The organism is Alkalimonas cellulosilytica, assembly GCF_036325985.1.
GTDB lineage: Bacteria > Pseudomonadota > Gammaproteobacteria > Enterobacterales > Alteromonadaceae > Alkalimonas > Alkalimonas cellulosilytica.
In genome coordinates, this window is record NZ_JAUHLI010000007.1 from 96,468 (window position 1) to 112,693 (window position 16,226).

The 16,226-nt window shown below is 53.4% G+C and carries 12 protein-coding genes; 1 reads left to right on the forward strand and 11 read right to left on the reverse strand.

What is annotated here, in order from left to right; genetic code table 11:
* Positions 1–8: 8 nt before the first annotated feature.
* From QWY20_RS08460 to QWY20_RS08495, 8 genes are all read right to left on the reverse strand, one after another.
* Positions 9–2,030 carry a capsular polysaccharide biosynthesis protein gene (locus QWY20_RS08460; protein WP_330128585.1) on the reverse strand — a complete coding sequence of 674 codons (2,022 nt, stop codon included), beginning with the start codon at positions 2,028–2,030 and terminating at the stop codon, positions 9–11.
* Positions 2,030–2,983 carry a glycosyltransferase family protein gene (locus tag QWY20_RS08465; protein WP_330128586.1) on the reverse strand — a complete coding sequence of 318 codons (954 nt, stop codon included), beginning with the start codon at positions 2,981–2,983 and terminating at the stop codon, positions 2,030–2,032. The genes QWY20_RS08460 and QWY20_RS08465 overlap by 1 nt, the downstream gene beginning before the upstream one ends.
* On the reverse strand, positions 2,971–5,187 hold the full coding sequence (locus tag QWY20_RS08470) for a glycosyltransferase family 2 protein (protein ID WP_330128587.1): 2,217 nt from the start codon (positions 5,185–5,187) through the stop codon (positions 2,971–2,973). The genes QWY20_RS08465 and QWY20_RS08470 overlap by 13 nt, the downstream gene beginning before the upstream one ends.
* Positions 5,184–8,051, reverse strand: coding sequence for a glycosyltransferase (locus QWY20_RS08475; protein ID WP_330128588.1), 2,868 nt, complete (start codon positions 8,049–8,051; stop codon positions 5,184–5,186). Before QWY20_RS08475 ends, QWY20_RS08470 begins: the two co-directional genes overlap by 4 nt.
* Positions 8,051–9,574, reverse strand: coding sequence for a hypothetical protein (locus tag QWY20_RS08480; protein WP_330128589.1), 1,524 nt, complete (start codon positions 9,572–9,574; stop codon positions 8,051–8,053). The genes QWY20_RS08475 and QWY20_RS08480 overlap by 1 nt, the downstream gene beginning before the upstream one ends.
* A 27-nt stretch (positions 9,575–9,601) precedes the next feature.
* Positions 9,602–10,615: an NAD(P)H-dependent glycerol-3-phosphate dehydrogenase gene (locus QWY20_RS08485; protein WP_330128590.1), complete on the reverse strand. Its 1,014-nt coding sequence runs from the start codon at positions 10,613–10,615 to the stop codon at positions 9,602–9,604.
* 25 nt (positions 10,616–10,640) lie between these two features.
* Positions 10,641–12,209 carry an alkaline phosphatase D family protein gene (locus tag QWY20_RS08490; protein WP_330128591.1) on the reverse strand — a complete coding sequence of 523 codons (1,569 nt, stop codon included), beginning with the start codon at positions 12,207–12,209 and terminating at the stop codon, positions 10,641–10,643.
* Positions 12,210–12,284: 75 nt separating this feature from the next.
* On the reverse strand, positions 12,285–13,703 hold the full coding sequence (locus tag QWY20_RS08495; protein WP_330128592.1) for an MBL fold metallo-hydrolase: 1,419 nt from the start codon (positions 13,701–13,703) through the stop codon (positions 12,285–12,287).
* Positions 13,704–13,806: 103 nt separating this feature from the next.
* On the opposite strand from QWY20_RS08495, the gene QWY20_RS08500 reads away from it, so the two are divergent.
* Entirely contained in the window at positions 13,807–14,202 is a 396-nt protein-coding gene (locus QWY20_RS08500; RefSeq protein WP_407935416.1) for a four helix bundle protein, read from the forward strand.
* 40 nt (positions 14,203–14,242) lie between these two features.
* Here QWY20_RS08500 and QWY20_RS08505 read toward each other — a convergent pair whose 3' ends face one another.
* The 3 genes from QWY20_RS08505 to QWY20_RS08515 all read right to left on the reverse strand — a co-directional run bounded on the left by QWY20_RS08505 (position 14,243) and on the right by QWY20_RS08515 (position 16,125).
* Entirely contained in the window at positions 14,243–14,602 is a 360-nt protein-coding gene (locus QWY20_RS08505) for a type II toxin-antitoxin system PemK/MazF family toxin (RefSeq protein WP_330128593.1), read from the reverse strand.
* A complete protein-coding gene (locus QWY20_RS08510; protein WP_330128594.1) occupies positions 14,593–14,835 on the reverse strand; it encodes a hypothetical protein in 243 nt (80 codons plus the stop codon). The genes QWY20_RS08505 and QWY20_RS08510 overlap by 10 nt, the downstream gene beginning before the upstream one ends.
* A gap of 183 nt (positions 14,836–15,018) precedes the next feature.
* Positions 15,019–16,125: a class I SAM-dependent methyltransferase gene (locus tag QWY20_RS08515; protein WP_330128595.1), complete on the reverse strand. Its 1,107-nt coding sequence runs from the start codon at positions 16,123–16,125 to the stop codon at positions 15,019–15,021.
* Positions 16,126–16,226 lie beyond the last annotated feature (101 nt).

Consider the following 16,226-nt stretch of genomic DNA (forward strand, 5'->3'; position numbering starts at 1 on the left):
AGCTACTCCTAAAATTTATTCAATGAAATCAATTTACGAAGCAATACACGCCACCAGGGGGCGGCATCGCCACGTTGCTGGCGTTGCTGCTGCATCTGGGCAATCACCAATTCCGGCGTGGCATAGGCATCGGTCCGATGGCTCAGATAGCACGGATAGAGGATCAATGCAGCGGCCACCAACTCCGCTAAACTGCGCTGCCGCCCCCGGCGGGCAGGTGGATACTTGTCTTCTGTCAGGCCCCAGCCCGCGTAAAATGGCTGGCCATAGCACACCACTTTCCGCAGACGCAGCAATGCTTCAAAACCGGTTAATGAGGTTAGGGTATGCACCTCATCCACTTGTGTCAGTAAATGCGCCATATCTTCAGCAAGGACCACCTCGTTGCAAACCATACCGGCTTGTTGTTCAGCGCTGCCTGCCACCCTAAGCCCTGCCTGCACATCAGGATGTGGCTTATACACCAGCCAGGCATCCGGGTTGGCAGCTCTGACCGCTTTAATCAATGCCAGATTCGTTTTCAGCACCGGTGAACCCAATTGAATGGACGCATCGGACTCGACCTGGCCCGGAATTAAAATCACCCGCAGCTGTCCTTCAGGGCGTTGCCAACAACTTTGCCCCTGATTGTACTTGGTAACCTTACTTTGCAGCAAAATAGCAATCAGTTGCTGTGCTCTTGCCTGCAACCCGGCAGAAAAGTCTTGCTCACGCAGCATGGTCTCCAGAGCCGACGGACGGGTGGCATCGTAATAGATGCCTTCCTCATCCAGCACCCAGGAAGCAGGTCGAATCAAATCAGCACCCAGGCCAACCGAGCGAATAAAACCATCTTCCACATGCAGCAATGGCGCCGCCAGCTGCTGGCTACTCTTTACTCCCCAAACAACCAGAGACTGATTGGCATCACGTTCAGCTGCCTGCGCAATAAAACTCAATTGGCTGCCCTGCAAAAACTGCCTGAGCACAGGCTTTTTCCAGCGAGGCATGCGTAAAGCCTGCAACGACCGTGGAAAGCGCTCGCGCTGAGCGCGCTGCAACGCCAACCAATCCAGCAAAGTCTCCACTTCGCAGGGTTGCGACGTTTCCGGATCAAGATAACGGGGATAATCAATTAAAGCAGCATGGATCAACTGCTGCAACGAGATGGCACAGCGTCGCTTCGGTGCCGGCATAGCGTCCACTGTTAACCCCCAGCCGGCATAAAAGGGCATGCCGAAGGTGTACACGGGCTTCTGCCAAAGTAAAGCCTCAAACCCCATTTGCGATGTGACACAAAAAACGGCCGTAGCTGCCTGCAGCAAACTGGCTGGGTGTGCATCTTCTGCCAGCAATTGCACCCGGTTCCTATCCGTTGCAGACAAGCGCTGCTCCAAGGCATCGAAATGTCCCCGCTTTTTACCTGTCAGTACATCCGGGTGCACTTTCAGCACAATAGGATGATTCGGATACTGCCTCAAGGCAGCGTCCAGCATCTGCCAAAAGCACTCAGCATCGGCCAGGCCAAAACGAATGGACGCATCACCATAGGTTTGATCAACCACCAGCACAAAAGGCACTGCAGGCAGTTTTAGCAAGTCACGGTTATGGTTGTACTTAGATACCCTGCCCTGCTGCCAGGCGTGCATCAGATCACTGGCACGCTTAGCCTGAGCTTTGGAGAGCGGTTGCTGAATCAAGCGCTCCAGCCGCGATGGGGCCGATGCATCGTAGTAAATGCCTTCATCATCCAACACCACGGAATAAGGCGGGCAATGCAAACCCAATCCGAGCGAACGCAAAAAACCGTCTTCAAGTCGCAACACGGCTAACTGGTGCTTAGCAGCATAGCCCTCCCCCTTGGCGGCAGATGGTTTTTTCCCCCAAACCAGCACCGCATCCTCAGACCTGCCCCCTAAACTGAGGCGGCCGCTGTAGCGCACAGAGGCCCCCTGCAAAAACTGCGATAAAAAAGGTAGCTTTGCCAATGCCGGTGATAAAGTCACCAATCGACTGGTCACAGATAATTGCTCTACGGTCAATGCAGGCATCAGTCGTCCCACACCGCACGCTCCAACTGGCTGGATGAACGTAGCGCCTGCTGCTGCAATTGCTGGCGATACTCTGGTTTACGAACCAGATCCACCACAGCATCCGCCCAGAGTTGTGGCTGATTAGGCAACAGCAGGCCATTCTCTCCATGACTGACCACTTCGCTGTAAATGCTGCCTTCGCTATAAAGCCCTACGGCTCCCGCCCGGGTGATATCAAAAAATTTGGTGTAAGAGCGAGCCTGGTTAAATCGCCCGCCAAGCAAAGGAGCTAAACCAATATCCCGCTGCCCCCGGGACAGCAGTGCCTGATAAGCCGGCCAGCTCATCGGATGCAGTACATGCACCCGTGCCAGCCCCCGGTATAACCAGTTCACTTCAGCACCACCAATGATTTCAAAGCTCACCCCCTGCTCTGCCTTAAAAACTTCTTCCACAACCGGCCTAAGCCAATCAATCTCATGGCGATGGGATGCTGAACCATGGTAAAACAACGTCAATTGCTGTGCGGTGGCTGGTGGCAGACAGGCCTGAACCAAACGCGGCCGCCACGCCAGATACTTTTGCTGCAAGTAGGGCGTGGACACCCAGAGTTCGGCCTGGCTTTGTTGCAACCACTTTTTACGGGTATAAGCCATGCGGGCCAGCTTGTAACGGTAGCGCCAGGGCAAGCCATTAAATGCCGATAAATCAAACAGATCATCGTCCATAAAGTAGACCAGACGTTTCACCTGGCTGGCATGCAACCGGATCCAACGCTGCCAGCTCTTGCTGATGTAACGCACAAAAACCACCGCAACCAGTTCGCCGGCTACAAGTTGCGGCAACTGGTTTAGGCCCAAGTGTTCAACATCCAGCTCACTTTGTTTCAATTCCGGCGCCACAAAAAAATCCGTAGACGGATTGGAGCGCTCTTCCACCACAAAAATACGACTGAGTTTCAACGCTGCCATGGTTTGCATACCCGTGGAGCGGCACTTAGGCGGAAATCGGCCGCAGTGCCATTTAAATTTGGATTATAAAAGGGATCCCCTTGCATCTGCAGTGGCCAGCGTACTCGCATATAAGCCGCCTCCTGAGCCGCACGGCGTTGTTTCACCGGGTTATCGTCTTTGCCACGCGATACCGATTCATAATGATACAACAGCGCCAGCGGGGTATACAGTACCCGCCAGCCTGCTTCACGCACTTTTAAACAATAATCCACATCATTAAAGGCTACCGTCAACTCAGTCTCATTCAAACCACCCAACTCAAGATAAAGCGATCGTCTGGTGAGTAAACAAGCCGCAGTGACGGCAGATAAGTCTTGCGACAACACCGCCCTTGCCATGTAACCGGGCTCGCCGGCAGGTAAGCGGAAGTGCAAATGGGCAGCACAGCCCCCAACACCAACCACATCACCAGCATGCTGGACGCGCTCATCCTCAAACAGCAAGCGGGCGCCGACAATGCCCACCCCGGGCTGACTTAACTGACCAACCATCTGCGTCAGCCAGTCAGGGCGAATCACCTCGGTATCATTGTTCAACAGACAGATCAGCTCACCTCGCGCCTGCTGAACAGCAAAATTATTGATGGCCGAGTAATTAAAAGGTTGATCATAGCGCAGCACCCGCACTCGGGGATCCTGCGCTATCTCTGCAAAATAATCTAAAGTAGCCGGCTCACTGCTTTGGTTATCGACAATCAACAACTCCACTCTGGCGTAGTCTGTACCATCAAGCACACTGACCACACATGGCTTCAGTAAATGCAACATATCGCGGGTTGGGATCACCACCGATACCAAAGGTGCCGGACTTGGCGGTGCATAGTGAATATCCAGATACCCATGGGCATTGTACTCAACCCTGGCTGCCACCCCCTGCCGGCTCAGGTGCTGTGCAACCAGATCCGCTCTGAGTGCCGGCCTGGCGGCTACCGCTTCGCCTGCCTGATGCCACAAAATAGCCGGAATATGCGCAACCCTGCAATCCGGCAGCTCCGCCAACTGCAGCACCAACTTCTGCATCGATGGGGGCATAGCTGAGTGCTTAGCCGGGTGCTGCCCCTGTGAATTATCGTCCAGCCAACCGCATTGCCGCAAAGCACCTGCCGTCACCAACAAAGTATCACCGGTATAATGGCTGCAACGAGCCAGTTCAAGACTCCAATCTGGCTTAAAATGTGGGTTGATGCGCTGACCATCTGCATTGAGTTGATCATGATCACTGTACCACCAGGTGGCAGAAGCAGTATCGAAGGCTTCCAGCCACCAACACAGCGCCATGGGTGCTAAAGCCGATCCTGCGCCCACAAACAGCACCGGCTGGTCAGGCTCGAGCGCGGCCAGGCTTTGTTGCAATTGGTCGCGGCTGCATGGTTGTCGTAACAAACGACAGGGCTGATCCACCTCAGGCGAAGCCGCAAGCAACAGACACTGTAATCTGGACACAGCAACGGCATTCAGGCCAAGGCTTTGCTCAATGCTGAGCAGCGTTCGCTGCCAGCACGCCTGGCTTGAACAGCTTTGCTCTGAGATCACCAGCGTCAGCCGGTGCTTAGCGAGCAGCTCAGGCAAACGCTGCTGCACCGCTTTAAGCTGCCGGGCACTCAGGCTTTCAAAGCGCTGCTGCCACTCCGCATAGTCCATCTGCGGCGCACAGGCACGCAATTGACCAATACGACGGTAACACTCGACCGGAGCCGTAACCGCCAATGACCAGTCAATCCCGGCTTGCCGACGTTGTGAGCGGGGCGCTCGCCAACAATACAGGGCTATGCGCCGCCACAAACGCCACTGGTATTGCCAATAATGAAGAGCTCGCCATTCCAGATCGGCCAGCACAAACCGGCCGGGTTGCTTTAGCGGTTGAAGCCAGGCCTGACGGCTCCCCTCAGGCACTGTAAATACTTCAGCCAAGGTCCCTTTTAACGACGTTGGAACCGGCACTTGCACTTCACCTGTCGGTGTCGAAAAGCACAGCTGCAGCTCAGCGGAACCATCCAGTACCTGAATACAACCTGATAACGCCAGCCAGCGGCCGCTCAGCTGACCGGTAAACTCAATCCGGCTAGTGCCGTCCCCCAGCCAGGTGCCACTTCCCGCTTGCCAGCTGGCAGCCTGCACCTGCCAGGCTTTGTCTCCAGGCATGTTCACTGCCGTTTGTATCATAATGCTTCCTGTTGGATAATGCCCTGCGCCACCAGCCAGTTTGCCAGCTGTTGCTGAAGGGCTGCCGGGCTATAAGCAGACACCACCTGCTGAAAAGCGTTTGCAATCAAGCGCTGCCGGAGCTGGTTATCCGCGACCAGCCGGGCAATGGCACTTGCCACGGCCTCAATATCGGCAAAATCTGCCAGCAAACCGGTATGCTCATGTTGCACCAGCTCTGGTAAAGCCCCCCAGCGATAACACACCACCACCCGTCCTGCCGCCATGGCTTCCAACACGGTGCGGCCAAATGATTCCTGAAAGTGCGATAAATTCACCACCATATCCAGCGGTGCCAGCGCAGCTTCGGGCGTTGCGGCATAACCGGCAAAGTGCAGCAAAGCCGGTACGTGGCCAGCGGCTTGCTCTGCTTTTAATTGGGCCGTATGGTCGTTATCCGGCCCAATCAGCCAGCACTCAACAGGCAACTGCCGGGCAGCCAGTAACTGGCTAAGCCGAATAAAATCCTGCAAGCCTTTCTTCGGCAGATTGCTGCTGATCATACCAAGCCGCAGTGGCAAATCCCCAGCTCGCTGCGGGATCTGTGCAAAGCGCTCCACATCCACCACATTGGCAATAACCACTGTGCGCTCAGGTGCTGCCAGATAATCCGCGCTGGCCTGAGAGTTGGCAATAAAACCATCGGCCAGCGCCAGCAAATGGTTGCGGATCTGGCTAGCATCCGCACCAAGCTCAAGGCATAGCGCTTCATCAGCGCCGGGCAATTCCCGTACATGCACCATGCCTGGGATCAATAACTGGCGTGCAGCATGCAAGGGCTCAGACAGCACCAGGGTATTGCAATAGCACAGCACCGGCTTGTACTGCTGCATCAGGTTTTTAAAGCGCTCAATGGTCTGTTCACACTCCTGGCGCCCCTGGTACCACCAACGATAAGGCAACACCGCCAGTTGCTGAACCTCTGCCTGTACCTGTGCAAGATAAGCCTCCGATCGCACACCGGGCAAGGTCAGCAACAGGTTCAACCCCAATGCCTGTAGCGCCTTCAGCACATCCAGCAAGCTGCGCTCAGCACCATACAGATCCGGTCCGGCCGCATGGGCAACGACCAAGAGCCAGGGGCGCTCTGGCCAGATGTTGCGCTCCCCGGCCAGCTGGACAGAACCATAATCCTGCTGACAGCCCTGCTCTTCCAGCCGCTCCAAATAGTGCACCAGCGGATTGACCTTATTGGCGATCCGCTGGTGCAGGCGATAACCGCTGCTGCTGAAGTTTGGCCCCGGATCCCGGTTCTCGCTGCCACCATAGCGCAGATAATGCAGTGCAGGTTCCATACCTGCTTTCGCAACGTCTGAATAAGTCGCCAGGTACCAGTCTGGATCGAGCAAATCACTTTGCTGCAACAGCTGCAATTGGCGTTGCGCTTGCTGCTGTGCCGTGCCACGGCACATAGACGCCGGCACCGCAAAAGGCCGAAGTGTTGGCAGCTTTGGTAGATACAGTTCTTTTGGTTTCGTTGCTGCCTGATGCCATTGGCGTGCTGCCGCCATATAGCGCTGGCGCAAGCCGACAAATTGGGTTCGCAGATGGGTGACACTTTGCTGTGTCAACGAGGTCGCATCACTGCGCCCAAACGACAGCGGCACACCGGGCAACACATCCACAATAGCACGCGCGCCAAAGGCCGCCTGGATCCGTTCCAGATACTCGGTATCGGCATTGACCGACACCCGATCCCAAAAACCAATCTTTTTCAGCACCTGACGCCGAAACAGTAACGATGAGGTATTGCGGTAAATCCAACCAGGCTCTGGCCGCCATCGTTCGAACACCAGCCCAGGCAAAGTGCGTACCCAATGCGAGATAGACGCCATGGCTTTGGGAGTAGCCTGCAGTGCCTGCACCTGCAGCTCAATTTTTTGTGGATGCGACCAGTCATCGCTGTCATGAGTGGTAATAAAGCGTCCGCGGGCCTTTGCCAAACCAGCATTACGGGCAGCGTAAGCGCCCTGATTGTCGGCTTGACGTAGCAAACGGATCCGGCTATCGCTGGCTGAAAATTGCTCAACTACTGCGGCGGAGTGGTCGGTGGAAGCATCATCGACCACCAGAATCTCAAGCGCTGGCCAACTTTGTGCCTGCAGACTTCGCAGCGCTGTTGGTAACGTTTGCGCCGCATTAAAACAGGGGATAATCACCGATACCAAAGGCAAGCGGCCAGGCCAGTAGCGACGCCAGCCGCTCTGTTTCACAACCGATACCACGTCAGTTTGCAGCTGATCCAGCTGCAAGGTGGGCACCGGTCGCAGCGCTGTCAAACCTGCCTGCTGAAATACCCGGTTGATATCCTGCAATTTGGCCGTATCGCTCAGCAGGGACGCTCTGGCCAGCAATAAATCCGGCAGCTCACCCAGCTCAGCCATCGCCTGCCCAATGCGCTCAAGTGCTTGTTCTTGCTCACCGCACTGCTGCAGCGCGCGCACCAAAAGAAGCCAACAGCCATGATGACCGGGCAAAGCCTGACGCCATGCATTGTTTAACCAGGACTGCAACGCCTCCAGCACCTGCGGCCAGCGCTGGTAACTGCCATGCCAGCGCGCCAACACCCAGGCGGCAAAGGCTTGCTCTTTCGCAGCATCGGATTGCAGCAATTGCCGCAACTCCGCCTCAACCTCATGCTCTGGCCGGGTTTGAAACCACAACGACTGCTCCAGTGCGGCCGCTTTTAAATCACAGGGCAAGCGCCCTTCATTGTGACCAAAGCGACAAAAATGCTGCCAGGGGTCCATGCCAGTGGCCGCAACATCCGGGTTGGCTTGCAGGTACCAGGTGGCATCAAACAAGGCACGCATTGCATCCAACATTAATTGGGCTCCCCTGACTGACGCAGGCTCAGCCAGTGACGAAAGCGCAAGCGCCAGGGCATCGCAAAGCGCTGTTTGCAAGCGACAAACAGGTTACGGTACTGCACATTTTTGCCAGCGACATAATACTCCGGCAACATCCGCAGGTAATAACAGTGCAATTCATCCGGGTTGGTCACATACATATTGGGCGTATCACTGAAGGTGTCGTACTCTGTTTTCGGGGTACGCCAGTCGCCGTAGTTTTCCTCTAAGTACCGTTCAGGGTCCGCAGGAATGGCATAGTGCCCACCAAGAAACTCCGTCTCTGTCAGGCTAAAAGGTGTGTTGGTCCAACCGGTTTTCTGGCCACTGTGGTGCAATAAACCATCCTGCAGCCAGTGGGTAAAAATATCAATCAGTACTCCGTTGGCGTGGCGCACCTGCAGTACTTTATCGTGCGCGCTGTGCTGCACTAAAAAACGGCCACTTTGCCGCAGCCTTCGAGCCAGGCGTTCAAGCGGGACATCGTCCATCACCCCCACATCAATGTCTTTATCATGGCCCAGAATACCGCCTTCGCGGATGCAACCAAGCAGGGTACCGCTGATCAGAAAGAACTGCTGGCCCAGGCGCTGAAAATCCTGCTGCAAACACGACAAGGCAACCTGCGCTTTTTGCTGCCAGTCGATTGAGCTTTCGGTAACCACAGGTTTTTTAAACCGTTCAGGGTGGCGCAGCATGGCATGATAGCGTTGAGTTAAAGCTTGCCGGGCCTCGGGGTAAGCCTTAATTTTGCGGGCGGCAATCGCATACAAGAACAGCGCCTGGGCCGCCTGCTCATTGCCTTTTTTTATAAAAGGCCTCAGCAGCTGCCAGTAGCCTGCCAATGCTTTGCGATCATCAATCGCAAAACGGTACAGCTCTACCCCAACCGACCAGTGCTGCAGCTGGTCAAACTGATGCAACACCATTTGGCGGGCCCCTACGAAATCACCCTGCTCAGTTAGGCAAAAGAGCTGATAGCGGCACAGCTCCGTGACCCACTCCGGGTAAGCATAACGATTTATCGTGCTCAGCAACTGTTGGCATAAATGCAGACAACCATTCAGGTCACCCCGGTAAAACAGCAGCCGCGCCTGACGAAACCGGCAAGCAAGTTGCCATTCGGCATCTTGCCGTGGCACCTGCTGCAACAAGTTTCCGGCAGCTTCGTGGTCTCCCAGCAGGAACGCCTGATCACTGGCATCCAAGCTGACATGCCGCAGCTCTGGCCTGGGCTTGCGCCCTTCGTGGATGCCAAATTGCAGATAATGCAGCATGGGGTTCCCCCCGGAAGTGGCCACATCCGGGTACTGCTGAAGATACCAGGCTGTTGCAAAATAACGACTGGGGTCCAGCTGTTGCTGCCAACCCTGTCCATCATAATGCTGCCAGGCAGCGGCTTCATCTACAAACATCAGCCCTGCTTGTTGGCCATACCAATCAGGTTCGAACAAGTGGGTTGCCGTCAGTTTTTCCAGTAGCGTTTTCGTTAGTGTCATCAACCAATCCGTGTCAGAAAATAAGCATCAATTCGACGCACTAAACTCAACATCCACATTCGGCTGATTGCTCATCATGCCGGCGATCACTTCGCGGACTGGAGCCTGATGAAAGACCACTTCGTACAACCCCATCACCAGCGGCATATAAATATCTTTTTCAATGGCCTGCTGCCGCACCTGCTTTAAGGTATTGACCCCTTCAGCCACTTCACCAAGCTCCTCAATTGCCGCTGCTAAGCTTTTACCCTGGCCAAGCGCAAAACCGACCCGGTAATTGCGGCTAAGGGGGGATGAGCAGGTTACAATCAAATCGCCAATGCCAGATAAGCCTAAAAAGGTCATCGGATTGGCCCCTTCCGCCACGGCAAAACGGCTCATCTCAGCCAGGCTGCGGGTAATCAGCATACTGCGGGTATTTTCGCCCACCCCCAGGGCTGCACTTAAACCGGAAGCAATCGCATAAATGTTTTTCAGAGTACCGCCCAACTCTACGCCAAACACATCGTCACTGGCATAAGCCCGGAAGGTTTTACTGCATAAAATCTGTTGCACCCGCTGGCACAAAGCCTCGCTTTTGCTGGCGATGACCGAGGCAGTAATATGGCCGGCGGCAATTTCTTTGGCCAGATTAGGCCCACTGAGCACACCAACAGGATTGTGCGGGAACAATTCAGATAAAATATCGCTCATCAACGCAAAAGTGCTGGCCTCCACCCCCTTGGTGGTACTGATAAGCAATTGCTCTGGCACCACAAAACCCTGTGCTTGCTCAGCTACCTGTCGAAAACTACTGCTGGGGATGGAAACAAAAATCGCTTCAGCACCCTGTACAGCCCACTCTAAGTCAGTGCCCGCGACCAGATTGTCAGACAAAGCGTAACCGGGTAAATAGCGAGTATTTTCTTTGCTCTGATTCATCGCATCAGCCCGCTGCTGATCGCGCAACCACACACGAACCGGATGGCCATTCGCAGCCATGATGTTGGCGATGACGGTACCAAAACTTCCACCACCCAGTACTGCAATATGTTTTCTCATGGTTTGTCCTGTTTTTTTTATTCTGTTAACTCAACTGCATCAGCTGCTCTGGCTTGCCTGCTGGCACTGCGAAGCGAGCCAGCACAGAAACGGCTGAATCGGATGTCGCCACCTCTTCAACCGCAAAAAGTGTCACCTCAGTTTTAGCTGGCGTGATATCAACCAACCCATACCCCCGATATTCGGCATTGGCATACAATAAATGGGGATTGCGGCTCAGATGCCGCCGTATACCAGCTTTGGTCGCCCGGCTTCGTGAAGTAATGCTGGTGCCGGTAAACTCGGTGGCCAGCACCTTAGATTCCTTGTTATAAGGGTCCGCATGCACTTTGGCAACCCAATTCTGGTGAATATCCCCCCCCAGCACCATCAGGTTGTCATGGCGACTTTGCTCAAACAGTTGCAATAACTTCGTTCTGGCCTGTGGGTAACCATCCCAGCTATCACGGTTCATATGTCGCAAGGCTCCGGCATGGTAATTGGCCGGCGTAAAGCGGGTTTGCTGCACCACCAAATGCCAGCTGGCTTGCTTTGCTTGCCCGGAGAGCATCGCCTGTTCCAGCCAGCCTTCCTGCGCCTCACCGAGCATAGAGCGGTAAGGTTCAGCTTCTGCACAGACAGCCGCCACCCCATCCGAAGGCGACTCACCACAATAGGGTGCCGCCCGGTACTGGCGATTATCGAGCAGGTAAAGCCTTGCCAGCGTGCCGATAGTCAACGTCTGATACAGCTGCAAAGAACCGTTTTTTAGTAAACCTTCAATGCCCGCAATCAGGCTATTGGCGCGCAGTGGCATGTGCTCATAGAAGGCTTGATAAGCCGCAGCCCGCAGCCTGGAAATATCGCCCCGCCCCTCGGTTGAGCGCCGGCCAAAATAGTTGTTTTCTACCTCATGATCATCCCAGATGATCAGCCAGGGGCAAGCGGCATGCATTGCCTGCAAATCCGGATCGGACTTGTAAAGTGCATAACGGTCACGATAATCACTCAGATTACGAATACGTCTTAGCGTATGAGGTCTGGCTGCCCCCGCGCGGCTGCGGTACTCATAGATGTAATCGCCGACAAAGCATACCAAATCAGGCTGCTGGCCGCGCATATGACGGTAGGCGGTGTAATAACCATCTTCATAGCGCTGACAGGAGGCATAAGCCAAACGCAATGAAGATAGTGCCTGTCCTTCTGCGGGCATGGTTCTGGCCCGGCCCATCGGGCTCTGGTAGCCTGCCACCCGAAAACGATACTGGTACCAGTGGTTCGATTTCAGACCATCCAGTTCCACATGCACTGAATGCGCCAGTGCAGCCAGCGCCACCGCTTGTCCCTGCCGTACCAGCTTATCCGGCTGGCTGGCATCGAATAGTTCCCACTCGACCATCACATCGTCATCGGTCAGTTGCTCACTGACTAAGCGCGTCCAAAGCACAAAGCCAGTTGCATCTGGCGAGCCACTGGCAACGCCCAACTGAAAAGGATTGCCCCAAAACACCGGCTGGCGCACTTTACCGGCCACATAGGGCAAAGCTGCTGCAGCGGCAACCAGCCCCAGCAGCTTGACAAAATCACGACGACGAAAAGTACGCTTATCAGCCATAGACTACTTTTTTAGTAAAGACTGGTTAGCTTAGCAAATTTCCGGCTTCAGGTAATCAACCTGCAGCGACTTCGCTTACTTTGCCACCACAGCCGCAATGCCCCGCGCTGTAAACTGCTGTTGCAACGCTTGCTTCGCATCCGGATCGCCATGCACAATACGCACCTGCTTCGGCTTGCGCCGCATACGGCATACAAAATTCAATAACCCTTGCTGATCAGCATGGGCAGAATAACCAGCCAGGGACAAAATTTCCGCTCTAAGCGCAACACGCTCGCCATCGATGATGACGTAAGCACCGGGTCTGTTGCCAAAACGCTGCAATTGCGCCCCAAGAGTGCCGCGTGCCTGAAAACCAACAAAGATCACCTGATGCACCGGGTCCGGCAGCATTTGCTTTAAGTAATTCACCACCCGGCCCCCCTGGCACATACCGCTGGCGGCAATCACAATGGCCGGCATTTTGGTTTGGGTCAGCCGCTGCACCAACTGCATGTGCTCCGCCGCCGAGTCCACCGTGATTAATTGCTCAAAACTCAGCGGATGCCTCCCTGCCGCTACTTTGGCTTTAGCTTCATCGTCCCAGCAGTCTTTCAGCTGACGATAGGCCGTCGTAAAACGAGCCGCCAGCGGCGAGTCGACAATCACCTTTAATTCATCCCAGCGCAAGTGCTGGTGAATGGGCTGGCCTTTTAACCGGTGAATTAAGCTTTCCAGCTCGTACAGCAACTCCTGGGTGCGGCCAATACTAAAGGCCGGAAAAATCACCGTGCCGTTATCCTGCAATGAATGCAGCAAGGCTTGCTTTAAGCGTTTAGTACGTGCTTTGCGATTCTCATGGTTTTTATCGCCATAAGTGCTTTCAATCACCACCCAGTCAGCCCCGGCCGGTGGCTTCGGTGCAGGCAATAAAGGCGTATAAGGTGCCCCTAAATCACCCGAAAATACCGTGGTGAACCAACGTCTGGTTGAGGGTGTGCGATGGCGAATTTCCACATAAGCCGAGCCTAGGATATGACCCGCCACCTGAAAGCGACACTGCACCTGCAAACCATCAGCCACAGGCAAATCAAGCCAGGTCTTGTAATCCACTGCCACCATTTGCTGCTGCAACAAGGACAAGAAGGTTTCAATCAGAGCCGGGTCGCGGGTCACGCCCACCTTCAGTGCATCCTCCAGCACCAGTGGCAGCAGCAGTGCTGAGGCTTTGGTACAGTAAATGGGGCCGCGAAAGCCTGCCGCCAGCAAGTACGGAATACGCCCGACATGATCAATATGCACATGGGTGACCAGCAGCCCCTGAATGCCAGTAAGCGGAAAATCAATCGAAGGCTCAGCCGCCGAGCCACCCGGCCCGGTTTCATCGCCCTGAAACAAACCACAATCAACCAGCACACTGTAATCACTGCGCAGCAGGTATTGATGGCAAGAGCCAGTGACGCCATCGACGGCGCCGTGGTGGAGGAACTGCGGAAAACTAGTGGAAGTCGACATCCTGTCTGCCTTTTTGGTGTTGAATGTTGAATGTTGAATGTTGAATGTTGAATGTTGAATGTTGAATCATATGTTAAAATAAATGTGATTTTCAATGTTGCACATGGATTTAATTGCTATGGTTGGAGTTGTGAATGCCGCTGAGTCAAACTGTATCGTGACGATGTCTTTTGATTTTGCTGTCCGTGTTGTTAAGCTTCAGCAGTTCTTGGTCAAGGAACATAAAGAATACGTTCTATCAAAACAACTACTACGCTCTGGCACCTCTATTGGTGCAAACGTGAATGAAGCCCAATCTGGTCAGTCGAAAGCAGACTTTATCGCCAAAATGAGCATAGCCAGTAAAGAAGCGAGAGAAACAAAGTACTGGCTAGAGCTTCTCAGTGAAACCGGCTACCTGGATAAGACTCAACCGCATGTTGTCAGTTTGCTGACGCAAAGCGAAGCACTAATCAAAATCCTCACAAAAATAGTCAAAAGCAGCCAAGCCGGCTCTTAATTCACAATTCACAATTCAACATTCAAAAAAGCTCAACACCCTAGCCAGCTGTTTTAGCTAAACAATCACAACCAAAGTAGTGACAGAAGTCCAGTTGTAGTTGCTGAAATCGTTTTTGATTTAACTCACCATAAGACTTGATAACGACCTGCTTTGAAATAACAAAAGTTTTTCTAACCATAGCTTTAGAGCTTTTTGGCAAAGACCCTGACAAAAAGTCGGCTTGCTCAATCAAAGATTCATCTTCATGAAGAACACCAATTTTGCTACTGACGGGAATGCCAACAAAGTCATCAAATGGCAAGTTGTCTTTAAAAACGATAACAGGTCTTAATTTGATTTCTTGCAAGTCAGAGAAATAAAACTCACAAAGTACAAGCTCTCCTTGCTTTAATTCCATACCTCATCCTCTTGAGCATCCCTCCATTCCTCAACCGTGCCTGCAGAGTGATTTGAAATAGCCTGAAGCTCAATATCAAGATTGTTTTCTTGAATAAGAATAACAACCTTTGCGTGCTTGTTTTGCAATCTCCGGTATTCTTCTGGAATGCGGATAATTCCCCCCTGAATATCAGTTTCAAACTCAATTGCGTACATTTTGATTACCTCTGGCTGCCAATCCTTTTCCAACATTCTATACCCTAATCTCAAGCAAGTCGAAATAGAGGCTTAATTTATGAACAGATCCTTGACAATTGACTGGGCTTTCGCAAAGCGAAGCACTAATCAAAATCCTCACAAAAATAGTCAAAAGCAGCCAAGCCGGCTCTTAACTCACAATTCAACATTCACAATCCAACATTCACCATTACTTTCTCAACTCTTAAGCTTTAGCCGTTGCAACAACCGCTGCAAGGGTTTGAGGCCAGAGGGGGCTTTTATGCCCAGCCGTGTTTGTTGAAACTGCTGCAGCTGCTCACGGCCCATAGCTGCATCGAGCTGCGTTTGTTCCATCTGCCAGTGCAGCAACACCGCCACATAACCACGTTGTTGCAACAGCTTTTGCACGGCTGCATGGTGCTCTGCCGGAATAAAGGAGTCGATCACGCAATCCGTCAAGCCATGTTCGGCCAGCCAGAAATCAACCAACTCGGGCAATAAACCAGCACTGATAATACGCTGTGTCACATCCGCCCAGTCGTACTGGCGCTTGGTTTCCCCGGCAAATTGATACTCCTGATAGCGGGCACAAATCAGGTCCGATAGATGAGCCGGTGCCTGCAATCGGCCACGAGCCACCTTGCTGTACAGCAAGTCACCGGAAATCAACACTGCCCGCGATGGCGAGAAAGCTTGTCGTGCCAGTGTGGTCTTGCCAAAACCTGGCGGTTGCAACAACAAGTAGGCATAGGGCTTTCGTTTTTGTACATGCACCACAAAACGTCTGACTGGATCGGAAGCACGGATCAAACCCGTTCCCTGCAACTTCCAAGCATAAGGCCTGAGCAAAGTCTCCAGACCTTTTTGGCTTGGAAAGCGAAATGCCTGCCCAGCGATAGACAGCGTGCTCCAGCGCCGCCGACCCACTGCAATTCCCTGTTCCAATACCAACATACCGGTGCTGCAAAGACGCTGCATCAACTGCTGAATAAACTGCTTTTTGCCACTGGCATGATGCAAGGATGACAACACAATGATATCAAAGGTTTCATCCGGCAATTGCTGCAACTCGAGCTGCTGAAAATCACAGCCCGGATAATTGGATTGCGCCTGCATGATGTTTTCAGCCGAAGGATCGGTCCCCAGCACACGGGATGCACCGGAAAAATGGGCAAAGCCACACAACAATCCATCGCCGCACATCAGATGCAACACACGCAAGCCTTTCAAATCAGGCAAGCGCAGCAGCTCGATGCGTGGCAGTGAGATACCCGAGTGCAAAAACTCGTATTCAGAAGACGCCAGATCAGGATCCAAGCTCAAAACAACCTCAACCAAAAAGACGATCACCCTCTTTGCCCGCTGGCAGAAGAAACAAACGGCAGCAAGCCAAAGCGGGGGTTACGATAGCACAGGATTCATGT